Below are 21,283 nucleotides of genomic sequence, written 5' to 3' on the forward strand. Positions count from 1 at the left end.
AATTTCACAGAAAATGATTGCCTTAGCGCTTCACACCGCATCCTGCCGGCAAAGTTGCTTGCAGGGCGGTAATTTTTGTTTATCATTAACTGTATATATATACAGTTAAGTTGTGCATTATGAAGACACGTCAACCCTGTTGCCCAAAACCCGATGCGATCATGCCGAACCCTTGCTATGGAGTGGCCTGACGATGTTTGCTCTGATGGACGTGAACAGCTTTTATGCTTCCTGCGAGACGGTTTTTCGGCCAGATCTTAAAGGTAAGCCAGTGATAGTCCTGTCCAATAACGACGGGTGCGTGATCGCCCGTAGCGCCGAGGCCAAGGCGCTGGGTGTGCCGATGGGGGCGCCGTATTTCAAGATCAAGGAGGAGATGCGCCGCCGCAACGTGGCGGTGTTCTCTTCCAACTACGCGCTGTATGCCGATATGTCCCACCGGGTGATGAGCATTCTGGACGAGATGGCGCCGGCGGTAGAAATCTATTCGCTGGACGAAGCCTTTCTGTGGCTGGATGGCGTTAACCGCTGTGCCGATCTGGCGCAGTTTGGCCGCCAGGTGCAACAAAGGATTTTGCAGGAGACGCATTTGGCCGTCGGCGTGGGTATTGCGCCCAGCAAGACGCTGGCCAAGTTGGCCAATTATGCCGCCAAGCGTTGGCCGGGTACCCGAGGTGTGGTGGATCTTTCGGATCCTGTCCGTCAACGCAAGCTGTTGGCGTTGATACCGATAGAGGAAGTGTGGGGCGTCGGCCGACGGTTGACCCGGCAACTGCAGGCGATGGGGATTGAAAACGCATTGCAACTGGCGGATTGCGACACCCGGCTGGTGCGCAAAACCTTCAGCGTGGTGCTGGAACGCACGGTGCGTGAACTGCGCGGGGAATCCTGCCTGCAACGGGAGGATGAGGCCGCAGCCAGAGAGCAGATCATCTGTTCACGATCGTTCGGTCAGCGGCTGACCCATTACCCGCATATGCGGGAGGCAATTTGCAGCTATGCGGAGCGCGCGGCGGAAAAACTGCGGCAAGACGAACGCTATTGCCGCAGCGTGTCGGTTTTTATCAAGACCAGCCCGCATTCCGCAGGTGAGGGTTACTACAGCAATCTGGGCACCGCCCGGCTGCAAACGCCGAGCAACGACAGCCGCGATATTATCGCCATGGCGGTGCGTGCGCTGGAAAGCATCTGGCGGGAGGGGCACCGTTACCTGAAAGGCGGCGTGATACTGGGGGATTTCAGCGCAGGCACCATGGCACAAATCGACCTGTTCGACGACTGCCCGCCGCGGCGCAACAGCGGCCAACTGATGGCAACGCTGGACAAGCTCAACCGGGAAGGGCGCGGTCGCATCTGGTTTGCCGGGCAAGGCATTGCCAAACCGTGGCAGATGAAGCGTGAGATGCTCTCACCGGCCTATACCACTAAATTTAGCGATATTCTCAGTGTCAGGGTAGGCTGAACCCGGCCCAATATCGAGCAGGGGATTGCGTCTTAAAACCAGAAGTTAGTGATTTGCTGTGATATGAATTTACTTTTTTCTTAAGAACTCATAAATCTTTAAGGATAAAGAAACAAAAAAGTAGCCGGTGGCGAGGGTAATCATAAATTTGGATAGGCCCGCGGGTGCGGAGAACCCCAGACCTGAGGCCATCACTCCGGCACCACTAAGGAAAGGGGAGATGGAAAGTATGGCGAAAAATATAATTATGGGTCTGATGATTTTATCCATATATAACTCTTTTTAAATCTATAAGCGGCAGGTGTTAACTGCCACCTTTAATTAATAAATTCCCTGGTGGTTTAGGCATTACAATTCAAAATGATCGGATTAATCTTCTACATGAGATTTTCCAAAAGTGAACGTGATCACAAAACATAAAACCATTTTTTAGAGTGGACGCTTACCAGGAACAACTGCCGCCAGAGCTTGTCCCATCCTTGTCGGTACGATCGCCGCCATTATTACTATGACCGCCGGCGATAGAGTCTAACCGAACTGCATCAACGATTCCCATAACCAACGCCTTTTGACTACATGAATTATTTTAATGCCTGCCTCTGTAAGGTGATTAATTATTGGCTCATAACAATAGTTATATCAAGCGTTATTTTAAAAAATAATCGGCAAGCCAATCGTGTTATTGATTAGGGTAAGTCTAAACATTAAATAATACACTTAAGGTCGGTATAATTAATATTTGTACTCGGTTTTTTTATTTATTCCCGCTGTTGGTCGGCTTCTTGCGCAAAGCGTGGCAGAGGAAACGTGAGAGGTTTTCGTCGGCTCTCACCACTAAATTTAGCGATTTCATCAGCGGCCGAGCTGGGTGAGCTTGCTCCGGCTCGAAAGGGATGAGAGTGTCATCTACTGTGCGGAGGGGTATTCGCGGTTAGTCATTCTAACCGCGAGTGGTCATTTCGCGTAGGCTGAGTATGGCAAGATTGCCTGGTAAGGGTTGTTGCGCCAGCTTCCAATCAATCACATCTATCATTCATTGTGCTGACAGAAATATCGATTAATTATAAAATTTACTTATGTATTTCTTCGCGATAGAGTAAGCTGCCAGACGGATTTATTCAGAAAAAACATCCTGATAACAATCTGTTAAATGCCGGCATGCTTAGGTTTGCGGCAGTAAAAGAGATCAGAGGTGTTTAACTGATGGATACCAGCGCAACGATTTATTGATCGTGCCCTTGGTGACCAGGATTTTACCGCTATCGACCAGGTTCAGCAGCAATACTCGTGCCTTATAAATATTAATATCGTTGGGCTCAGCCAGTTGGCGAGTACTGGGCCATTCGGCAGGCGGCGGCAATTGCGCGCCCCTGATCGGAGGGCTGAGCATGTCTAGTGTTTGTAATAAATGCTGTTGTAAAGTTTGAAGTTCTTGTTGTTTTGACCGGCGCTTTACCATGGCGGCCTCACTTAAATTTCAGATGGGTTTTGAGATAACGGTAAAATACCTTCAGAGAAGGGGGCCGGTGCCCGGCGAGTTGTTCTCTGAGCTGTTGGCAGAGGGCTTCCTGAGCCTGAGAGTGCAGCATCAGTCTGCTGTGTTCAAATTTCAGGATGTGCAACTCCGTTGCCAGATGTTCAGCCTGCTGTTGATAACGGCTGCGTCTCATAATCTTTCTCCTTCTCTATTGTTCGGCACCGACGTTCGTCAGCCCGGACAAGACAAATATCCATTTATCATTCCAAATTATTATAGCGCAAAACTTAAAAAGACGATCATTAATATTGTATAAATTATATTATTCAGTATATTATTCTGTTGTTGTTATTTTTACGATCTGTTGTCTCGCAAAAATATAATTACCATGCTGTTTTTGGGCTTATGTTTCGTATTTGCTTATTTTGAATTAAATAACTTTTCAAATTACCGATGTTTTTGTAAAAATGTTCTGGCCAAAACAAGTGACTGCGACGAGGTTGATTTTAATTTCTGTGAATATTACATAAATACCCACGGGTATCTCTATATATTGGTATTTTTTTATGGATATCTGGTTTTTACTCCATTCTTAATTTTAATGGGTGGGTTTTTTTTGGATTTTTCCGGGGGTTTTAATAAGTCTTTTGGCTTGATTTGGTAATGGGCGTTGGCCCGATTCATTTTGGAATATATAACGGTTGTTAAAAAACGGGAACATCCCTGAGCTTTAACACAATATTAAAGGAATAAGTGAAATATGAAACTGAACAAAATCATGTTGGCAACAGTTCTGGCGTTTGGTGCTTCTTCTATGGCGCACGCCGCCGATCAGGGTCATGGCAAAGTTACCTTCACCGGTTCAATTATTGATGCGCCTTGCTCTATCGCTCCTGAATCTGTTGATCAAACCGTGGAGATGGGTCAGATTTCAAATGTCGCTCTGAAAAATGGCGGTAAATCAATGCCGCGTCAGTTTGAAATTAAACTGGAGCAGTGTGATACCACCACGATGAAAACGGTAACCACAACTTTTGACGGCGACAGTTCATTAGCGAACCCAGACCTGCTGGGCATTATCGGCAACGCGAGTGGCGCCAGCATCGCAATTACCGATATGGCGAGCAACCTGATCAAACTGGGTACCGCAACGCCACCTCAGACGCTGAACGACGGCAATAACACCCTGCGTTTCGCTGCATACCTGCAGGGTGACGGTGCGTCTGCTGCGATAGTCCCGGGTGACTTCACCGCCGTAGCCGATTTCAAGCTGGCTTACCAATAAGCACCCGTCATTGGTGTGATGTCTATTGCATGCGGGATTTCCCGCATGCATTTCCTGGGATGGAAGAGTATTTGTCAGGGATATCCAATGAATCGATTTACTCATACTTTAGTGCCTCCTTGCATATTGATGACCCTGCTTATTGGCCCGGTAACGCAGGCCGGCGAAAAAGCGCAAGGGTGGGGGCGCGTTAATATGCAAGGAGCCATTATCGATACCGCCTGTGCTATCGCGGCCGGAAGCCGTGAACAGACTATTGATATGGACATGGTGCCGGTAGGGAATATCGTACGAGACGGACAAGGAAATACGCGTCCGTTCATCATCGAATTAATTAACTGCACCCTAGAGCGTCCGAAATCGGATTTGCCGGACTGGAGGCAGTTTCAGGTTACCTTTGATGGCGATAATGAGGGTGGGCTATTTGGCGTCAGCGGCGAAGCCAAAGGCGTTGCGCTGAAAATTACCGATGGTCAGGGGAATGTCGCTATACCGGGCATGCCGTTACCTTTTAATGACATTATCTCCTCCAGCATGCTGCTTAATTATTCAATAAAACTGGTTTCGAATAATAAGCCGCTGCGTGCGGGGAGTTATTTTTCAGCCGTGCGTTTTAAATTGGACTATTACTGATTAGCATATTCTGCGGCAAGTCGCATGACCAGAATTATACGATATAAGGTTAGGGATATGAAGTTATCGCCTGCTGGGAAGCTATTTCGTTTTCAGGTGCTGGGATTGTGTATCACGCTGGCACTGGGAAACTCATCAACGTTGGTATATGCCGAGGCTGGCATTCAATTTAATAGCGATATATTAGATGTTAACGATCGTAAAAATATTGATCTGAGCCAGTTTTCCCGCAGCGGTTACATTATGCCGGGAAGCTACAGCATGGTCGTGCATATCAATAAAAATGAGTTGCCTGAACAAAAAATCCCTTTTTACGCGTCGGAAAAGGATCCTGACGGTAGCCAGGCCTGCATATCAAAAGCATTGGTTGAGCTGTTGGGGTTGAAGGAGGATACGATGAAATCCCTCACCTGGTGGCATCAGGGCGAATGTCTGGATGAGTCCAGCGTTAAAGGCATGGAGTCTCGTGGCGATCTGGCGACGTCGGCGCTTTATTTGAGCGTACCGCAGGCTTATCTGGAATACAGCTCTGAGGACTGGGACCCGCCGTCGCGCTGGGACGAAGGTATTCCGGGGTTGCTGTTCGATTACAACATCAATGCTCAGAATCGGCACCAACAAAATAATGGCACCCGGGGCTACAACGTTAGCGGTAACGGTACCGCCGGCGCCAACCTGGGTGCCTGGCGGCTGCGCGCGGATTGGCAAGGTCAACTCAATCATCAGACCGGTTCTGGTCAACCTACGGATAAAACGCTGGATTGGAGTCGTTATTATGCCTACCGGGCGATCCCCGCACTGCGTTCGCGCTTGACGTTCGGTGAAGATTATCTGGACTCAGGCATTTTCGATAGTTTCCGCTTCTCCGGTGCCAGTTTGGTGTCGGACGACAACATGCTGCCGCCAAACTTGCGAGGTTATGCCCCAGAGGTGGTCGGGGTCGCTAAAACCAACGCCAAGGTGACAATCAGTCAACAAGGGCGGGTACTGTATGAAACCCAGGTGGCGGCGGGGCCATTCCGCATTCAGGACATTAACGACGCCATTTCCGGTGAACTGGACGTGCGGGTGGAAGAGCAGGATGGCAGCGTGCAGGAGTTCAAAATGAACACCGCCAGCATCCCTTATCTGACGCGACCAGGCTCGCTGCGATTCAAACTGGCCGCCGGTAAACCTTCGGATTGGGAGCATCACTCCCGCGGACCGCTGTTTGGCACCGGAGAGTTTTCATGGGGTGTCAGCAACGGGTGGTCGTTGTATGGCGGAGCGCTGCTGGGGGGCGATTATAACGCACTGTCTCTGGGGATTGGTCGCGATCTGATGGCTCTGGGGGCGTTGTCGTTCGACGCCACGCAATCGCGGGCGCGCATGCCGCAGCAGGGTGAAACGCTGAGTGGTGGCTCTTATCGGCTGAGTTATTCGAAAACCTTTGATGAGCTGGACAGCCAGGTGACTTTCGCCGGTTATCGCTTCTCGGAAGAAGATTTTATGAGCATGAGCGAATATCTGGATGCACGCTACGACGGCAATCGGGTCGGCAATAACAAGGAGATGTACACCATCACCTTTAACAAACAGTTCCGTGATTTGGGGCTGAGTACCTATCTCAACTACAGCCACCAGACCTATTGGGATCGCCCGGCCAACGACCGTTACAACCTGACGATGTCGCGTTACTTCGATATCGGCCGCTTCAAAAATCTGAGCGTGTCGCTGTCGGCTTACCGCAACCGTTACAACGAAACCAATGACGATGGCATCTACCTAGGGCTATCGATGCCATGGGGCAACGGCGCGACCCTCAGCTACAACACCACGGTGAACCGCAACGACAACACCCATCGGGTGGGTTACTACGATCGAATTGACGAGCATAACAATTATCAGCTGAGCGCAGGCAGTTCGCGTAGCGGGGCCAATTTGGGTGGCTATTACAACCATGAGAGCGATGTGGCTCGTTTGAGCGCCAACGCCAGCTATCAGGAAGGGCGTTATAGCGCAGTGGGCATGTCTGCACAAGGGGGGATGACGCTAACGCAGGAAGGCGGCGCGCTGCATCGAGCCGGCATCATGGGCGGTACCCGTTTGCTGTTGGATACCAACGGCGTAGCCGACGTGCCGGTTCGCGGCTATGGCAGTACCGTTAATACCAATAGGTTTGGTAAAGCGGTGGTGGCGGACGTTAACAGTTACTACCGCAATAAAGCCAGCATCGATCTGAACAAATTGGGCGATAACGCCGAAGCAACACGTTCTGTGGTACAGGCCACTCTGACCGAAGGAGCGATTGGCTATCGCAAATTTGACGTGATCGCCGGTGAGAAGGCGATGGCGATCGTCAAACTGGCGGACGGCAGCGCTCCACCGTTCGGCGCCACAGTATTGAATAGCCGTAAACAGGAAACCGGCATCATTAACGATGCCGGCAGCGTTTATCTGAGCGGCATCAACCCTGGCGAAAGCATGGTGGTTCACTGGAGTGGAGACGCACAGTGCGAGGTGCAACTGCCGTCTCCGCTGCCGGCCAACATGCTGATGAATACTCTGCTATTGCCTTGCAAGCCGGTAACGGCTGCGGCAAAGGCCCCCATTGCTGAATAAATCTATCACCCTGAATTTTGGAGTAATCAATAACATGCAACACATTCCCTTAAAAACGACGGTGATTGCCGTTGCGCTGCTGGGTGTCGCGGTATCGCAACAGGCCTGTGCGGCTATAGCTTTGGATCGCACCCGGGTGATTTTCGACGGCGGCCAGAACGCAGTCAGCCTGAATCTCAGCAACCAGAACAAACAACTGCCGTATCTGGCGCAGGGCTGGCTGGAGGATGAACAGGGCAACAAAATTCAGAGCCCTCTGGTGGTGTTGCCGCCGGTGCAGCGCATTGAACCGGGAAAACCAAGTCAGATAAAAGTCCAGGCGCTGCCGGCGGCTAAACAATTGCCGCAGGATCGCGAGACGTTGTACTACTTCAACTTGCGTGAGATCCCGCCGAGAAGCGATAAGCCGAATACGCTGCAGATCGCATTACAGACGCGCATCAAGCTGTTCTACCGTCCGGCGGCGATCATGCCGAGTCGCGCAGACATGGCGACGCCCTGGCAGGAGCAACTGACGTTGACCCTCCAGGGGGGGAAATATCTGGTCAATAACCCGACGCCGTACTACATCACCATTATTGACGCCGGCAGCAAAAAGAACGGGGAAGGTGTGAAAGGGTTTGAGCCCTTTATGGTCGCACCGAAGGGGCGGTCGGCTCTGGCCGTCGATGCGACGAGTCTGGGTAACAGCCCGGTGCTCACCTACATCAACGATTACGGTGGCCGTCCACAGCTGACCTTTAACTGCAGCGGCGGCAGTTGCAAGGTGGTGCCTGAAAAGAAAAAAGCTTCATAACCCTCTGTTCACAGGCCGTAACTGACGGGAGTCACTCAGATGCAATGGATGAAACGAAAGCAGAAAAAGGACGCACAGATTTTTCGCAGTGAATGGCGATATTACACCTCGATGGGCGGGCTGGCGCTGATGGTGCCTTTGAGTCTGGGGGCGATGGCGATGCTGTTGCCTACGGCGGGGGCGGCGGATAACGGCCAGGTAGAAGGCGCGAACGGCGTACTGCTGGTGTACGGCGCACTGACGGAAAGTGCCTGTCGGTTGGAAATGACCAGCGCGCGGCAGGATATCTGGCTAGGCGATACCGGCACGGGGCGCTTGCAGCAGACCGGCGATCGCGGCCTGCCGGTAGCGGTGGAACTGCGGCTGCGCGATTGTCTGCATTCTTCAACCAGTCAACGTGATGAACGCACAGGTGCGTTGAGTTGGGCGCATAACCAACCTGCGGTGGCGGTGAGTTTCAGTGCGCCTTCAGATAAGGATAACCCTCAGTTGGTGAAGGCGCAGGGCGTCTCCGGGCTTGGGCTGCGTCTGCAGGACTTCCGCGGTCATGATGTTCGCTTGGGTAGCCGTGGCGAGCCGCTATTGCTGACGCCCGGGCAGAATGGGCTGACTTACACCGTCACTCCCGAACGGACTGCGGCCCCCCTGATGGCCGGCGCTTATCGTGCGGCGGTCGACTTTAGACTGAGTTATGACTGAGGCGGCGATATGGCTCATACGCATACGATGAAACAACGCCGGGCAGCTCTCTGGTTGTGCGGGGGACTTGCGCTGGCGAGCATGCCGGTACAAGCGAATACCCCTGTCACCGTCAGCGTCACCGTGTTATCTCCGCCTTGCGTCATTAACGGCGGACGCGTAATTGAAGTGGATTTCGGCAATGAAATAATAATCACCCGAATCGACGGCAGCAATTATATCCAAACGGTGGATTACTCGCTGGAATGCAAAGGCAACAGCAGTAATGCCATGAAGCTTCAGGTGCAGGGAAACGCTACGGTATTTGAACAAGGCGCGTTACAGACCAGCGTGGCGGACCTGGGGATTGCGCTGAAAGCCAACGGTGCTGCGTTGGCGGTGAATGACTGGGTTGATTTCACTTATCCGAATGTGCCGCAGTTGCAGGCAGTGCCTATTAAACGCGCCGGCGCCACGCTAAACGGTGGTGAGTTTGCCGCTTCAGCGACGTTGAAGGTGGATTACCAATGAAAATAAACCGCACATTGAGAAACGCCGCGGCACTCGTCATGACGTTACTTGGCGGCTCCGTGCAGGCGGACAACATGAGTTTCCGCGGGGTCCTGCTTGATGCACCGCCCTGTACGATTAACGGCGGTAAAGCGGTCGAGATTGATTTTGGCCAGGTTGGGGTCAACAAAGTGGACGGCGAAAACTATAAGCAATACTTCACTCTAACCTATGAATGCGAAGGGGTCAGCACGGATAAGCTGTTGCGCTATCTAGGAGCCGCCACCGCATTCGACACCACGGCGGTGCAGACCAACATTGCGGACTTCGGTATCCGCCTGCAACACCAACGGGATGGGATCGTAAAGCCATTTGAAGTTGGCGGTACGCTGGCCATACCCTCCTATCTGGGATCAACGCAGCTTATTGCCACACCGGTCAAAAAAAACGGGGCGACCTTGCAGGAAGGGGCTTTTACCGCAGCGGCGACTCTTCAACTGGAATATCCCTAGGAGACAGTGATGAAGATGAAAAAAACGAGGTACGGGGTAGTGGCCTGTTTCTGCATGGGTGTCTTTGCTCATGCCGCGCTGGCCGCTGCACCGCCGCAGGTCAGTGTACTGTATAGCGGGAATCTGGTGGCGGAACCTTGCACCCTGTTGCCGGAAAATGAAAACGTCATCGTGGATTTCGGTTCGGTGGTCGACAAGTATCTGTATCTGAATAATCGGACGCACGGCGTGCCTTTTCAACTGAATTTGACGGATTGCGATCTTGGCTTGGGCAAGACCCTAAAGATGACTTTCAATGGTCCGGAAAGCACGGCTCTGCCGGGATTGTTGGCCCTGGCTGCGGAGAGCCAGGCCAGCGGGATCGCAATTGGCATGGAAACCGAGCAGGGCCAACCTTTGCCGCTTAATGCGGCGAGTGGCAAATACCCTCTGCAGGATGGCAATACGGTCATTCGGTTGCAGGCTTACATCCAGGGGGAGCCTGCTGCGATAACCGACAAAACCATAGGTCGTGGCCCTTTCAATGCCATCGCGACCTTTAATCTGGAATATGAATGATAGCCCTGTCAGGGCGCTGCGCCCTGGCATCCGGTAAGACAGAAAAGGATAGCATGTAATGCAGCGTGTTCACTTCAGATGGATGTCTTTACTATTTGGCCTGGCTCCTGGCCTTTGTTCGGCCCAAATTTATTCCTACATCACCGAAAGTATCGGTTCGCCCACGAATGCCACCTATAAATTTGTTATTGAGAGCTGGGACAGGAACGATCAGACCCTTAATCCGTGCTTTGGGATGAAACAGTGTGCCGTGGGGATCAACCACCGTCATACCGGCTCCAACGCCGGCGGTACGGCGTCGGTGTTGCCCTCACCCTTTACCTTGGGCTCGGCGCAACATCCGAAAATTACCCAGTTGGAGACGATGGGCGAACTTGGTCAGTATTATCAGAGCGTTTATCCGCTGCCGATCGAGGGATCTACCAACCATGTGGGAGACGCCATTACTCAAGAGTGCGTCGGAATGTTTTACAACACCCATTCAGCGACCACGGTGTCGACAACCTCATCAAGGTTGATATCCGGCAGTGTATGCGGAATAGCGCCGCCGCCAGTCGGGGTCTGCGGCATTGAGGAACAGCAGCTCGATTTGAGTCACGGTGTTCTGCAAGAACCTGATTTGATGGGGAATACTTCTCATGGCAGTTTGCGCGTGGTCTGTTCGCAGAAAATGGATATCGTCATGTACATCCGCACCGAGAACGAGGGACGCCTTGAACTGGGTAATAACTCCGGGGTTTACACTACGCTGCGCATCAATGGTGTGGCGGCGAATAAGGGGTATCCTTTCACTGCGGATGCACTTGGGGTGACGATACCCGTTACTTCCACGCTGGGCGTGACGGGAACGGTAAAGGCCGGTGATTATTCGGGGCAGTCGGTGGCTATTTTGGCTTTGCCTTAATCGGGTTATCCACGCTGCGTCATCCGTATTTAATATTATCCAGTGAGCATAAATTCAGTGAAGGTAAATCCATTTATTGCGCTCGGGTGCTGGCGTTCTTTTTTTATGATCACGGCGATCGGTGCACCGCTGGGGATCTATTTCGCCGGTATGGGAGGGACAGGTTTAAATCTGCCGTTTAATTCGTTGATATATGCTTGTACTGCCGGCATTGTATTTTTAATTTGGCTGCCAATGCGAAAAACGGTGATGATTACTATGCCGTTTATCTATTTCCTTGTTGGTGGAATAGTGCTGAATATTCCTCTGCTGTATGCTGACCAGGAAGTGCGCGAAAGCGCATTATGGCGTGCGTTGGCATTGCTGGCAGGCACGGGGTTTTATTTCTCCTGGCTGCAGTTGAAGCTGCCCTTTCAGCAGCGTCGTCGAGCTTTGTACGCGGTACTGTTATTGATCGGTATCCAGGCATTGATCGCGTTACTGCAAATTTTCGCTCCTGCGCTAAGTTGGGTGCCGATACGCGGCGGGCGCGTTTTCGGCAGTTTCCTGCAACCTAATGTATTGGGGAGCTTTATTGCTACCGGGCTGGCGTCGCTGTTAATGCTGTTTGTGATGCCGGGCTACGTTTGGCGCCGTTATGAGCGTTTGCGTACTGCTCTGTTGGCTTTCGGCTTGCTGATATTTCCTGCTTTGTTGGTGTGGATCCAGTCGCGGGCTGCCTGGTTGGGCGCAGGGGCTGCCATTATTTTGTTTTGCTGCCTGTTTGGCCGCCGCGCACCGCGGCGTAGCATGGCTGCGGGCGCTTTGGCGGCGGCCGGCGCTTTGCTGGGCATGGGTATAATGCTGTGGACGGCGGGCGATGAAGGCATGATATTACGCTACATCAGCCACGATGGCTCTACGGTGGCGCGGCTTAGCATGCTGCATGACACCCTGGCGATGATCGCGGAAAAACCCTTGATGGGATGGGGCTATGGTGGCTTCGAATATCACTTTCAACATTTTAGAATTGCACAAATACCTCCGACGGTGGTGACGGAGATTGCTCGTCATCCGCATAATGAGATTTTACTGTGGTGGGTTGAAGGCGGCATGGTGGCGCTTATCGGCATGGGGATCATGCTGGCGGGCGGCGTACGCCTGCTGGTGCAGGCAATAAGGCATGATCGCAAGGCACAGGCGTTGGGTGAGCGCTCTGCCGGCGAAGGTACGGCGCTGTGCCTGGTGCTGATACCGATGTTGGTGCACAGCCAACTTGAGTATCCTTTTTCTCTGTCGGCGATTCACTGGCTGCTTTTCCTGCTGCTATTGGCTACGGTAGATCGCCTGAGTTGCGGGGCGCAACATCGCAGGGCGCTGCCTGGGCCAAGCGGCATGATATTCAGCACTATTTTGCGGCTGCTTGCGGTGTTCGGTGCAGTGGTGATGCTGGCGACTTTTCAGGGGGGCCGGATTTTGACCCAGGCTGAACGCTCGGGAATGAAAGAGATGGGGGCAGTAGACGCCATGCCCCCCCTAACGGCGTTAGCGCATCGTGAACGTCGGGAGTTTGATCAACAAACTCATGCGTTACTGACTTACAACCATACACAGGATGAGAGCCTGCTGAAGAAATATGTCTCGTGGGCAAAAGATTATCTCAAACACCGCATTGATAATAATGTGTATGCCAGCTTGATCATAATATTACGCCATCACGGAGATATTCAATTGGCGGAAGATTATCGACAAAATGCCGAGCTTATTTTCCCTGAAGATCCGCGATTTGTGGCGCCTAAAAAATAATATTCTTTAACTGATTTTTATACCGCATTTTTTGATGAGTGAACTCTCGTCTTATCACGCCATGGATGAAATATTTTTTAGGGAGTGAAAAATGGAAAAGATAATTTCGCTGGTTTTTATTGACCGCGATAAATTTTTTATCGAGGGCCTGAAGCAATTGATATTGCCTTACCTGGAACATAAAGGCATGCGGGTTCAGGTATTGCAGGACTCAGCGGCATGGCAGGCGGATATCGTCTTTCAGGCCGTTGAGCGGGACTGGCAGGCGCGCTTTTGTCTGCGCAGGGCTCAGGGTGGCCGCCAGCTTAATTTTTCATTGAGAGCCCCGGAGGATGCCCGCTGGAAAAATCAACCGAGTTGCCGCAACGAATCCGGCGTGATTCTCCGTAATGATCCCATCGAAAGCATCTTGATGCGGGTTGAGCATGGTTTGGAAGAGAGTGAGGCCGGTCTTGTCGCGAGCCACTGTTACTGGTGTGAGCAGCAGCGTATTACCCGTCGGGAATGGGATGTTATGCGCTATCTGGCCTGGGAAATGCCGCCGACGGCCATTGCCAACTATTTACGCCTTAGCGTTAAAACGGTCAGTAACCACAAACAGGCTGCGATGAGAAAGCTGGGGTTTAAACGCAATGCAGACTTATACCAGTGGCTGAGGTTGGATGGATTGAAAACGGTAAAGAGGTATGAAAAATGAATATGAGCGGGCCGCAGTGGCGGCGTAGCGCATTGGCCTTGCCATTGTTGATCGGGACGTTGGTGCTGAGTGGCTGCGAGAACGGCAGAAGGCCGATCCTGGCGGCGAAAAAATCGCCTGAAGCCACCGTTGAAATTACTCAGGCTCAACGGGAAGCGGATCGATTGCAACACTGCCAAAAAGAATTGGATGCATTACAGGGCATTGATGCTGCAGGTTATCGGAAATATAAACAGGAGTTCGATCGCCTGATGAGCGGTGCCGCGCAATACGCCGCTTTGCGCACCCAGGTGAATGGCGACACCCAGGAAACGGTAGATGCCTTATATCGCTATAAGGTGAGCCGGTTATGTGCTGATGTAAATCAGGCCGTAATGACAGGGTTGGCGGATCGCGGGGAGCGGCTTAAATGACGCGGTGTAAACTGACGTTACTAATGCCGTTGCTGCTGACTTCAGGCCCTCTGAGCGCGGAAGACGGGGTACCCGCCTTGTTACAATTCGCTGAACAATACAGCCATCAACACTCGGTATCACCGCCCGTGGTGGTTGAAAAAGAACGGCGCCCGTCGAAAATAAAAAACGACAACGTTATTAAGGTTACACCCTCCGCAGTAAAGACGCAGACAGAACGTCAACAGCAGAAGATCCGTGAGTTGGAGCGAGCGCTATCGGCATTGCGCGATGCGCCGCCTGTAGAAAAAGCGGTGGACCTGTCTGGATTGCTGCAATTGATTGGCGGATTGCGGCAAGCGATCAGCCTTTCGCCGGATGAGCGACGCATGGCGGAATTGATACGGCAGGCAAGCGAGGAAACCGCGCGGGAGAAACAATCGGCTGCCATGAGTCTGGCGCAGGTCCGTGCCCTAAAGGCCCGGATTACCGACTTACAGGCACAGCAACGCGTCCTGTTGGAGCGGGCCAGTCAGGCTGAAGCTGAGCAGGAAAAGCTGGCCCGAATACAGCAACGGTTGCGTCAGGATGCAGATGCGTTGCGTGAACGGGCGAAACTGCTGGCTGCGCCGCAAACGTTGAAAACAGTCACCGGGCAGCAATCGTATGCCGCCGGTGGCGCCTTGGGGCGCGATATCCTCAAAATGCTGGATGAGCGCAAAGGTTGGGGCATCGAGACCGATCGCCAAACCTTGCTGGCGGGTGTGGTAGACGCCTTCGCCGGGCAATATCAGTTGACCACGGACGTTTTGGCCAAGGCGCTGGCTGACTCGGAGGCAAGGGTGAATGCTGCCCGACATCAGAGGATGCAACACCAGAGCGAACGGGATAACGCGTATATTGAGGCGTTTACCCGTGGTAAAGGTGTGAAACAGTCTCCCGACGGATTCTGGTTCCGGGTGGATTATATTGGTGCGGGCGAGATCGCCGCTAACGCGCAGGTCGACGTTGTGGTTAAAGAAATGTTGACCGATGGCCAGGTGATTCAGGATATGGATCTCAACGACAAGGTGTTGTCACAGCCGCTGAAAGATTATCCGCCACTATTTCGCGCGGCGATTGGCCAGTTGAAAAACCACGGCGCGATGACTCTTGTGGTCCCGCCGGAGCTAGCCTACGGTGAAGCGGGTTTTCCACCGAAAATACCGCCGAATGCCGCTATGGTGTATGAATTAAGGGTGGTGGATGCCAAGACGCCTTAAGGCGACCTTCTTGAGAGGGGAGGACATTGCAGGTGTGGATATTTATGTTAAACCTGTTGGGTCATGTTATCTGGTAAGTGTGGAGAACACCGAGTTAATAAGAAATGCACCGTTAAGAAAAGGTATTGCAAGAATAATCTTAATAAAATAGAAGTGACTAGTTAAATTAACACCATAACTTACTCATCGTTAATTAAAATCAAATGGAGAATAGACGCCGACAAAACTATCTTATTAATCTCATTTTGAAAGTGATTTTCAGGAGAGATTAATGTATCAGGTGTTGTCGGAGAAAGGGTTCAATTTCATAAAGAACAGCAGAAGGTGTTGCCTGTCGTCCTATAAAAACGAATCGGGAGAGTGGGCCATTGGCTACGGTTATAATAAAAACGTCGGGCCAGGAAGAGTTATCTCTGAGTTGACCGCTCTGAGTTTATTGCAGTCTGATATTATGGAGTGCGAGCAAAAACTGAATGAGATAATCATGACTCCGTTAGCTCAAAGCCAGTTTGATGCCGTATTGTCATTGTATTATGATGTCGGCCCCGGCATCTTTGGCAAGAAAAGTGGGGTTGAAATTTGGAAGTCAGGCAATACATCACCCATCCTGGCATTCATTAATGATGCAAAGTTTGATGCTGCGGGAGAGTATTTCTCATTTTGGGGGGTTAATTGCGGTAAAGATAAGTTGCGATTTCGTGAGGCAGAAAAGAAAATGTTTCTTTATGGAACTTACCCATTATGATGTTGGCAACGCACGCCCCCTATGCGGGAGGCGTGCTTCTTGCTTTACTTTACCTCATCGAAGATGTGTTTAATGATTCCTGCATCGATTCTGTGGTGTGTGTAGATATAAATTGGAATATGAACATCTATTTTTTTTATTATAAGTTCAAATCTGGAGTTGAAAAAGCATTTCAATACTGAACAGGTGTGCGGAAGTATCGCGTAGCCTAAGGCGCAGATCACCATCTCGATCATAGAGGTAATGTTCGACGACGGTGTTAACTTTCCGCCTATACCTGTCTCTTTTTTTAGCAGCGCTATGGTATCTTCCAGAAAAACTCTATTTATCAAGTGAGTATAATCATTATGCATGAAGACATCTTTGCAGATGTTTTTTTTGTCGTAGACCAGGTAAAAAAACAATTCAGATACAACGCTATTGTACTCACCGGATGCTAAATTATTGTGTGTCTTGTCGTCTATTATTATATCTGTAGAGTCATCGGCAATGCTGGTAAGAATGATCTCAATAGATTTCTTTTTAAATTGATTGGTTATGAATGGAGAAAGGAATAAATATTCAGAGCTGATGAATATTTTAATTATATCTTTGTTGTTTTTCATTTTTATTTCTAGAGATCTTAACGTGTGAAAATGTCCCTCTGTTAGTGAGTAAATCCTTTTGCCGTATTGTGTTAAAATCATTTTGTTGTTTTCAAAAATAAAAAGTTTATTGTCAATTCTCCGTTCTAATTTCTTTATCATGGAGCAAACGGCAGGCGAGGTTATATTTAGATCCTCGGCGGCCAGTTTTATCGACATTTTCTCGGCGACGCTAATGAATGTATTAAGCTCTCTTGACGTGAACATCATATTTCCTTATTGATTGTTGAATTATATCCCTGGAAATAGAGTTTTCTGTATTTTTATTTTTATTGATTATTTCAAGTTTTCCATGCTTTTTAAATTGTTTATTACTTAACACACGTTAAGCTTTTCTTATTTTACACTGTGAAATCTTGGCGGTAAGCTCACTCCTTAATCAATTATATTAAACCGGGCCTTGAGATGAATTTGGAGGGAATGTGATCTTTAAAATTCCAGAAGATACCCAGTTAATAACATGGACAATCATTGGCTTGGTCTCTGCGTGGGGAGGGTTGGTTAGATATATCATGGATGTTAAAAATGACAAGGCAGAATGGCGATGGGTTGGCGTTTTTTTTCAGATCGTCGTGTCAGGTTTTACCGGCGTTTTAGGCGGTTTATTGAGCTTTGAAGTCGGCAGCAGCATATATATGACCTGTGCAGTTGCCGGGTCCTTTGGGGCGATGGGCAGCAGTGCAATCGATCTGATCGCCAATAGGATTTTTTTTCGAAACGGAGTCAAGTAATGCAAGATTTCATTTTTAGTCACCGCAGTGAAAAAAATCTTCAGGGGGTACACCCCGATTTGGTAAAGCTGGTTCGTTCGGCATTAATGCTTTCTGAGGTGGATTTTTGCGTCATAGAAGGGATCAGGACGCTGGACAGGCAACGGCAGCTAAAGCGGGAGGGGCATAGCCAAACCCTGGATAGCCGACATTTAACCGGGCATGCGGTCGATCTTGCACCTCTTGTGGACAAGGTCATTCCATGGGAACGCTGGGAGTTTTTTCAAATGGTTGCCGAGGCAATGAAAGCATCCGCCAGGAAGGCTGATATTCCTATTGTCTGGGGCGGCGACTGGAAAAATTTCAAAGATGGCGTTCATTTTGAACTATCGCGAGAATATTACGCTTAACGATCATTTATTTATTATTCACGCTTAATCTCTTTATAACTCATCTTTAATTTTAATGAATTGACGCTACTGACGTAAAAATTAAATATATACGTGTTCACAACCAAAGAGGACTAATGATATGGGCAGCTATGCATTAAGGACTTTTTATAAAAGTCATGACGCAGCTTTATTTAATGATGAGTCAGTTTTTATTTATGGAAAAGATGTAGAGTTTAATAGTAATCTTTATGTCAGCAAATTTAGTAATGGTGGTTGGAACGCTACGCCACTAAAAATGCCTGAGGGTCACTTATATTCAAGAACATCAGTTTTTGTTAAGGATTATCATGGTACGGCGTCACACGTTATTTTTACCTCACGGGATAAGGATGATAATGATATCGTCTTTATTACAAAGATTGGACAGGACGGAGAAAGGATTACTCTTTCAGATGCAAAATCGCTAGAGTTTATTTCCAATATGTCGATAGTGAGGGCTGGCGCTACACGGCTTAATGGCATGATTTTTATTTCCCTGGTGGATAAAAACACCCAAGGTGCCTATACGGTGGTGTTGGACTCAGAGACCTATGAACAGCTCTCTCCGGTTACGTTAATTGGCGAAACGCTTTCATCCCGTTATTTTGATGAGATGCTGGATCAAATGACGGGGGCTATTGCACAATTTAGCGATGACAATCATGGCTGTTTCTTGCAGTTAAGTAATGACAGTGAAAATATCTCGGTATTTAAATTGACGTTTGAGACCGACGGAGGATTGTCTTGTTTTAAACTCTTTGTCATCACTGAGCGTGATATCGGGGCATTTGCCGGTTTGTACGATAAAGATAAGAACATCTTAATTACGTGTTATTGCCAGTTTAATTCGCGTTCTAAAAATTGGAACGTTAATGGCGTTGTCAATAAGGTGTTCTCCAGAACGGGTGTTGAGCAAGACGTTCCTTATGCTGCTTTGCCCCTAAATAGTAGTCCGGGAATTTATTACCGGCCACAGGTCACAAGGGCTGAAAGTGGTTATGCCGCATCCTGGGAGGGGACGGAAACGTTGCATTTCAAACAATTCAACGAACACATTAATGCAACATCGCCAGAGACCTACTATCACGCGGATAAGCCAGGGAATCATCGTATGGCTTATATCGATGGCAAGTATTTTGTGGGTTACCAAAACGATTGTAGCGAGCCGCGTTTTGTTGGTTTGGAATACAAAAATGATGAAGTTAAATCGGTTGATAATTGAGGTGTGTAATGGCCATTACTGATGTTAGAGTGTCTGAGTGTTTTAGCTATATTAACGATGTCGATAAGCGGAAATTTGAAATTGAAATTACTGCTGAATTAGCCAGTGATCTTAAAAATAAAGGTATCTCCGTTTATTATGGCGATACGTCCTTATTGCTGGCGAATACGGGGGTTGTCGCTCTCTTGCAGCCCTCATTTGAATTGGCTATTGATACGAATGTAGAAGCATTCCTGAAGATTGTTAACAAGGAGGGTTTTAAAGCCTACCAAATAAAAGTTGACATAAATTTGATTAATGGCACTACGGAAGGGAGTTTCTACAGCAATATTCAGTTTATGGATATTGAACCGACTATTTATGATTACATCATCACTGATAATGTGGGTAGCGATCTGGCCAGTGTAGAGGTCTTGGTCAAGTATTATTCCCCAGGTGTTTCACTGAGTCTGATTAATGAGAAGCACAATAAACGCTACCCGTTTGAGGATTTTGAATATGATGAAACGTTGGAGGTGTGGAGAAGTCAGGTCGTTGTAGATAAGAGTATTGGGAAGTGCCATGAAGAATTAAGTTTTTCAATTATTGGCGAATATATAGGTGAAGAGCTTCCGTGCACATCGGAATGGTCGGCACGAATTGATTTGGACGAAACTTTAAATGGAGTATGTATGAATACCAATTGGCAAAAGAACCTAAACATTTTTTGGGATGATGTTAGTAATGATTCCCTCCGCGATTTGCAAATGACTAAAAAAACGGGCTATCTGTTAGCCACTTTTTATGCCCCAGTTGCAACGACAACTAATTACAGCTTGATGACGCGGATGCAAACAGAACGAGGGGCATTGTTGCCGCCAGTATCGATTTGTGCCATTCAGGCGCGTATCAACAAGGATGCTAATACCACAGCTATCGATGGTACAGATGACTTTGTTGCCATTTGGGCAGGTAATTCAACGGGTAAGTTTAAAATTTATGTACGTAAATTGAAAGCCACGTCAACCGGGATCGAACCGTACAAACTCCAGGAAATCGATATCAGCGGTGCTAATGGTGACTACACCTGCCCGCGGATTATCTACAATCCGGTAAGTAAACTGCTGTTGGCGACCTGGGTATCGACTGTCGAGAAAAAGATTCAGGGGGTATTTTTGGATCCCGATTCCCTGGAAAAAATGAGTTACGATTTTGATATCAGTACCGACATCTACGCTGGCTATAATAATTCGAATCTCGAATTAGGTACTGCGACAACTGAAAATATCGTTCTTATGAACCACGGGGATAAGGTTGTCATCGGCTATCTGGAAAAAGTGGGCGAGTTGAAATTCCTGAGCATCGGCAAACCTTCAGGCGGTACACCACCCATCTCGGTAATGGCACCATACTCTCGGGCCCAAATGGGTAAATTCCATGCCGTGCTGGATGAACTTACCAATAGCATCATGCTGGTTTATGTTTTGGGTCAGGACATTTATGGCGACAAGATCCGGGTGTTTGCTTATGAGGGGGCGGAAACCTATGCAGCGACGAAACTTAGCAGCACCTCTATCGGTTCACCGTCGTTCCCTTATATCAATAAAGCGGCAACCGCGCAGGAGGACTATGAGTTCCATGTAGCATGGACTTCAAGTTCTTTAGGCGCTTATTTTAACCGCTTTGACACCAACTTCTTTGCGATTGACGCTGAGCTTCGGGTTAACGAGCAGGGAGCCGGGAACATGTATCCGAAGTTGATCGCAAGCGACAGCGAGATTGCGATGCTGTTCCAGGCAACCAGGTTTAATACTGTTGCGCTGAAAGGACAGGGCATCCTGTCTTATGTGAAGTCGCGTAGTTGATTTTTTAACTAACTTGAAGAGGTTATAACCCGAGGCCGGTTGGCGTTATCGCCAACCGGCCTTTTTATTGCCGCTAGCTAAAACGCAGTCTATCTTCATACTGCCGGCTGAGATGTGGCGTTATCTCGCAAGACT

General features: G+C 49.3%; 22 protein-coding genes and 1 pseudogene. 20 read left to right on the forward strand and 3 right to left on the reverse strand.

From position 1 onward, the window contains the following. The first annotated feature begins 193 nt into the window (after positions 1–193). On the forward strand, positions 194–1,462 hold the full coding sequence (umuC, locus tag V2S86_RS04370; protein WP_330761394.1) for a translesion error-prone DNA polymerase V subunit UmuC: 1,269 nt from the start codon (positions 194–196) through the stop codon (positions 1,460–1,462). Positions 1,463–2,648: 1,186 nt separating this feature from the next. Here umuC and V2S86_RS04375 read toward each other — a convergent pair. Beyond that, positions 2,649–2,921: a hypothetical protein gene (locus tag V2S86_RS04375; RefSeq protein WP_330761395.1), complete on the reverse strand. Its 273-nt coding sequence runs from the start codon at positions 2,919–2,921 to the stop codon at positions 2,649–2,651. Between V2S86_RS04375 and V2S86_RS04380 the strand changes: the two genes are divergently transcribed. The 15 genes from V2S86_RS04380 (at position 2,920) to V2S86_RS04450 (ending at position 16,297) form a co-directional block, all read left to right on the forward strand. After that, positions 2,920–3,255: a hypothetical protein gene (locus tag V2S86_RS04380; RefSeq protein ID WP_330761396.1), complete on the forward strand. Its 336-nt coding sequence runs from the start codon at positions 2,920–2,922 to the stop codon at positions 3,253–3,255. The two genes, V2S86_RS04375 and V2S86_RS04380, sit on opposite strands and share 2 nt — an antisense overlap. A gap of 444 nt (positions 3,256–3,699) precedes the next feature. Beyond that, entirely contained in the window at positions 3,700–4,224 is a 525-nt protein-coding gene (locus tag V2S86_RS04385) for a fimbrial protein (protein WP_330761397.1), read from the forward strand. Positions 4,225–4,311: 87 nt separating this feature from the next. Further along, positions 4,312–4,857, forward strand: a complete 546-nt coding sequence (locus tag V2S86_RS04390) for a fimbrial protein (RefSeq protein ID WP_442996158.1) — start codon at positions 4,312–4,314, stop codon at positions 4,855–4,857. 57 nt (positions 4,858–4,914) lie between these two features. Then, the gene (locus V2S86_RS04395) at positions 4,915–7,458 is read left to right on the forward strand and encodes an outer membrane usher protein (RefSeq protein ID WP_330761398.1); all 2,544 of its coding nucleotides are present in this window, start codon (positions 4,915–4,917) and stop codon (positions 7,456–7,458) included. Positions 7,459–7,492: 34 nt separating this feature from the next. After that, on the forward strand, positions 7,493–8,254 hold the full coding sequence (locus tag V2S86_RS04400) for a fimbria/pilus periplasmic chaperone (RefSeq protein ID WP_330761399.1): 762 nt from the start codon (positions 7,493–7,495) through the stop codon (positions 8,252–8,254). 39 nt (positions 8,255–8,293) lie between these two features. Beyond that, entirely contained in the window at positions 8,294–8,953 is a 660-nt protein-coding gene (locus V2S86_RS04405) for a fimbrial protein (RefSeq protein WP_330761400.1), read from the forward strand. A 9-nt stretch (positions 8,954–8,962) separates the two neighbouring features. After that, positions 8,963–9,463 carry a fimbrial protein gene (locus V2S86_RS04410; protein ID WP_330761401.1) on the forward strand — a complete coding sequence of 167 codons (501 nt, stop codon included), beginning with the start codon at positions 8,963–8,965 and terminating at the stop codon, positions 9,461–9,463. After that, positions 9,460–9,954 (forward strand): fimbrial protein, encoded by a 495-nt coding sequence (locus V2S86_RS04415; RefSeq protein ID WP_330761402.1) that lies wholly within the window; start codon positions 9,460–9,462, stop codon positions 9,952–9,954. Before V2S86_RS04410 ends, V2S86_RS04415 begins: the two co-directional genes overlap by 4 nt. 9 nt (positions 9,955–9,963) lie before the next feature. Then, on the forward strand, positions 9,964–10,512 hold the full coding sequence (locus V2S86_RS04420) for a fimbrial protein (RefSeq protein WP_330761403.1): 549 nt from the start codon (positions 9,964–9,966) through the stop codon (positions 10,510–10,512). A 58-nt stretch (positions 10,513–10,570) separates the two neighbouring features. Beyond that, entirely contained in the window at positions 10,571–11,416 is an 846-nt protein-coding gene (locus tag V2S86_RS04425) for an MrpH family fimbial adhesin (RefSeq protein WP_330761404.1), read from the forward strand. A gap of 249 nt (positions 11,417–11,665) precedes the next feature. Next, positions 11,666–13,201: a PglL family O-oligosaccharyltransferase gene (locus tag V2S86_RS04430; protein WP_330761405.1), complete on the forward strand. Its 1,536-nt coding sequence runs from the start codon at positions 11,666–11,668 to the stop codon at positions 13,199–13,201. Positions 13,202–13,292: 91 nt separating this feature from the next. Then, positions 13,293–13,898 (forward strand): helix-turn-helix transcriptional regulator, encoded by a 606-nt coding sequence (locus V2S86_RS04435; protein WP_330761406.1) that lies wholly within the window; start codon positions 13,293–13,295, stop codon positions 13,896–13,898. Continuing rightward, entirely contained in the window at positions 13,895–14,311 is a 417-nt protein-coding gene (locus V2S86_RS04440; RefSeq protein ID WP_330761407.1) for a hypothetical protein, read from the forward strand. The genes V2S86_RS04435 and V2S86_RS04440 overlap by 4 nt, the downstream gene beginning before the upstream one ends. Further along, positions 14,308–15,552, forward strand: coding sequence for an FKBP-type peptidyl-prolyl cis-trans isomerase N-terminal domain-containing protein (locus V2S86_RS04445; protein WP_330761408.1), 1,245 nt, complete (start codon positions 14,308–14,310; stop codon positions 15,550–15,552). Before V2S86_RS04440 ends, V2S86_RS04445 begins: the two co-directional genes overlap by 4 nt. A gap of 271 nt (positions 15,553–15,823) precedes the next feature. Then, positions 15,824–16,297, forward strand: coding sequence for a lysozyme (locus tag V2S86_RS04450; protein WP_330761409.1), 474 nt, complete (start codon positions 15,824–15,826; stop codon positions 16,295–16,297). A 44-nt stretch (positions 16,298–16,341) separates the two neighbouring features. Here V2S86_RS04450 and V2S86_RS04455 read toward each other — a convergent pair whose 3' ends face one another. Both V2S86_RS04455 and V2S86_RS25450 read right to left on the reverse strand, forming a co-directional pair. After that, positions 16,342–16,902 carry a hypothetical protein gene (locus V2S86_RS04455; protein WP_330761410.1) on the reverse strand — a complete coding sequence of 187 codons (561 nt, stop codon included), beginning with the start codon at positions 16,900–16,902 and terminating at the stop codon, positions 16,342–16,344. Positions 16,903–16,971: 69 nt separating this feature from the next. After that, positions 16,972–17,151, reverse strand: a pseudogene (locus tag V2S86_RS25450) (helix-turn-helix domain-containing protein); the annotation flags it as partial. Between the two features lie 212 nt (positions 17,152–17,363). Here V2S86_RS25450 and V2S86_RS04460 point away from each other — a divergent pair. From V2S86_RS04460 to V2S86_RS04475, 4 genes are all read left to right on the forward strand, one after another. Further along, positions 17,364–17,672 carry a phage holin family protein gene (locus V2S86_RS04460; protein WP_330761411.1) on the forward strand — a complete coding sequence of 103 codons (309 nt, stop codon included), beginning with the start codon at positions 17,364–17,366 and terminating at the stop codon, positions 17,670–17,672. Continuing rightward, a complete protein-coding gene (locus V2S86_RS04465) occupies positions 17,672–18,061 on the forward strand; it encodes a M15 family metallopeptidase (RefSeq protein WP_330761412.1) in 390 nt (129 codons plus the stop codon). The genes V2S86_RS04460 and V2S86_RS04465 overlap by 1 nt, the downstream gene beginning before the upstream one ends. Positions 18,062–18,182: 121 nt before the next feature. Beyond that, on the forward strand, positions 18,183–19,304 hold the full coding sequence (locus V2S86_RS04470; RefSeq protein WP_330761413.1) for a hypothetical protein: 1,122 nt from the start codon (positions 18,183–18,185) through the stop codon (positions 19,302–19,304). Between the two features lie 8 nt (positions 19,305–19,312). Next, positions 19,313–21,148 (forward strand): hypothetical protein, encoded by a 1,836-nt coding sequence (locus V2S86_RS04475; RefSeq protein WP_330761414.1) that lies wholly within the window; start codon positions 19,313–19,315, stop codon positions 21,146–21,148. The last annotated feature ends 135 nt before the right edge of the window (positions 21,149–21,283 follow it).

Origin of the sequence: Serratia sp. C2(1), assembly GCF_036352655.1 — a bacterium.
Classification (GTDB): domain Bacteria; phylum Pseudomonadota; class Gammaproteobacteria; order Enterobacterales; family Enterobacteriaceae; genus Serratia; species Serratia inhibens.

What these genes read in the sequence shown, in the direction of transcription:
- umuC (WP_330761394.1), top strand. Translation starts at nt 194, where the DNA reads ATGTTTGCTCTGATGGACGTGAACAGCTTTTATGCTTCCTGCGAGACG.
- V2S86_RS04380 (WP_330761396.1), top strand. Translation starts at nt 2,920, where the DNA reads ATGGCGGCCTCACTTAAATTTCAGATGGGTTTTGAGATAACGGTAAAA.
- V2S86_RS04375 (WP_330761395.1), bottom strand. Translation starts at nt 2,921, where the DNA reads ATGGTAAAGCGCCGGTCAAAACAACAAGAACTTCAAACTTTACAACAG.
- V2S86_RS04385 (WP_330761397.1), top strand. Translation starts at nt 3,700, where the DNA reads ATGAAACTGAACAAAATCATGTTGGCAACAGTTCTGGCGTTTGGTGCT.
- V2S86_RS04390 (WP_442996158.1), top strand. Translation starts at nt 4,312, where the DNA reads ATGAATCGATTTACTCATACTTTAGTGCCTCCTTGCATATTGATGACC.
- V2S86_RS04395 (WP_330761398.1), top strand. Translation starts at nt 4,915, where the DNA reads ATGAAGTTATCGCCTGCTGGGAAGCTATTTCGTTTTCAGGTGCTGGGA.
- V2S86_RS04400 (WP_330761399.1), top strand. Translation starts at nt 7,493, where the DNA reads ATGCAACACATTCCCTTAAAAACGACGGTGATTGCCGTTGCGCTGCTG.
- V2S86_RS04405 (WP_330761400.1), top strand. Translation starts at nt 8,294, where the DNA reads ATGCAATGGATGAAACGAAAGCAGAAAAAGGACGCACAGATTTTTCGC.
- V2S86_RS04410 (WP_330761401.1), top strand. Translation starts at nt 8,963, where the DNA reads ATGGCTCATACGCATACGATGAAACAACGCCGGGCAGCTCTCTGGTTG.
- V2S86_RS04415 (WP_330761402.1), top strand. Translation starts at nt 9,460, where the DNA reads ATGAAAATAAACCGCACATTGAGAAACGCCGCGGCACTCGTCATGACG.
- V2S86_RS04420 (WP_330761403.1), top strand. Translation starts at nt 9,964, where the DNA reads ATGAAGATGAAAAAAACGAGGTACGGGGTAGTGGCCTGTTTCTGCATG.
- V2S86_RS04425 (WP_330761404.1), top strand. Translation starts at nt 10,571, where the DNA reads ATGCAGCGTGTTCACTTCAGATGGATGTCTTTACTATTTGGCCTGGCT.
- V2S86_RS04430 (WP_330761405.1), top strand. Translation starts at nt 11,666, where the DNA reads ATGATTACTATGCCGTTTATCTATTTCCTTGTTGGTGGAATAGTGCTG.
- V2S86_RS04435 (WP_330761406.1), top strand. Translation starts at nt 13,293, where the DNA reads ATGGAAAAGATAATTTCGCTGGTTTTTATTGACCGCGATAAATTTTTT.
- V2S86_RS04440 (WP_330761407.1), top strand. Translation starts at nt 13,895, where the DNA reads ATGAATATGAGCGGGCCGCAGTGGCGGCGTAGCGCATTGGCCTTGCCA.
- V2S86_RS04445 (WP_330761408.1), top strand. Translation starts at nt 14,308, where the DNA reads ATGACGCGGTGTAAACTGACGTTACTAATGCCGTTGCTGCTGACTTCA.
- V2S86_RS04450 (WP_330761409.1), top strand. Translation starts at nt 15,824, where the DNA reads ATGTATCAGGTGTTGTCGGAGAAAGGGTTCAATTTCATAAAGAACAGC.
- V2S86_RS04455 (WP_330761410.1), bottom strand. Translation starts at nt 16,902, where the DNA reads ATGAAAAACAACAAAGATATAATTAAAATATTCATCAGCTCTGAATAT.
- V2S86_RS04465 (WP_330761412.1), top strand. Translation starts at nt 17,672, where the DNA reads ATGCAAGATTTCATTTTTAGTCACCGCAGTGAAAAAAATCTTCAGGGG.
- V2S86_RS04470 (WP_330761413.1), top strand. Translation starts at nt 18,183, where the DNA reads ATGGGCAGCTATGCATTAAGGACTTTTTATAAAAGTCATGACGCAGCT.
- V2S86_RS04475 (WP_330761414.1), top strand. Translation starts at nt 19,313, where the DNA reads ATGGCCATTACTGATGTTAGAGTGTCTGAGTGTTTTAGCTATATTAAC.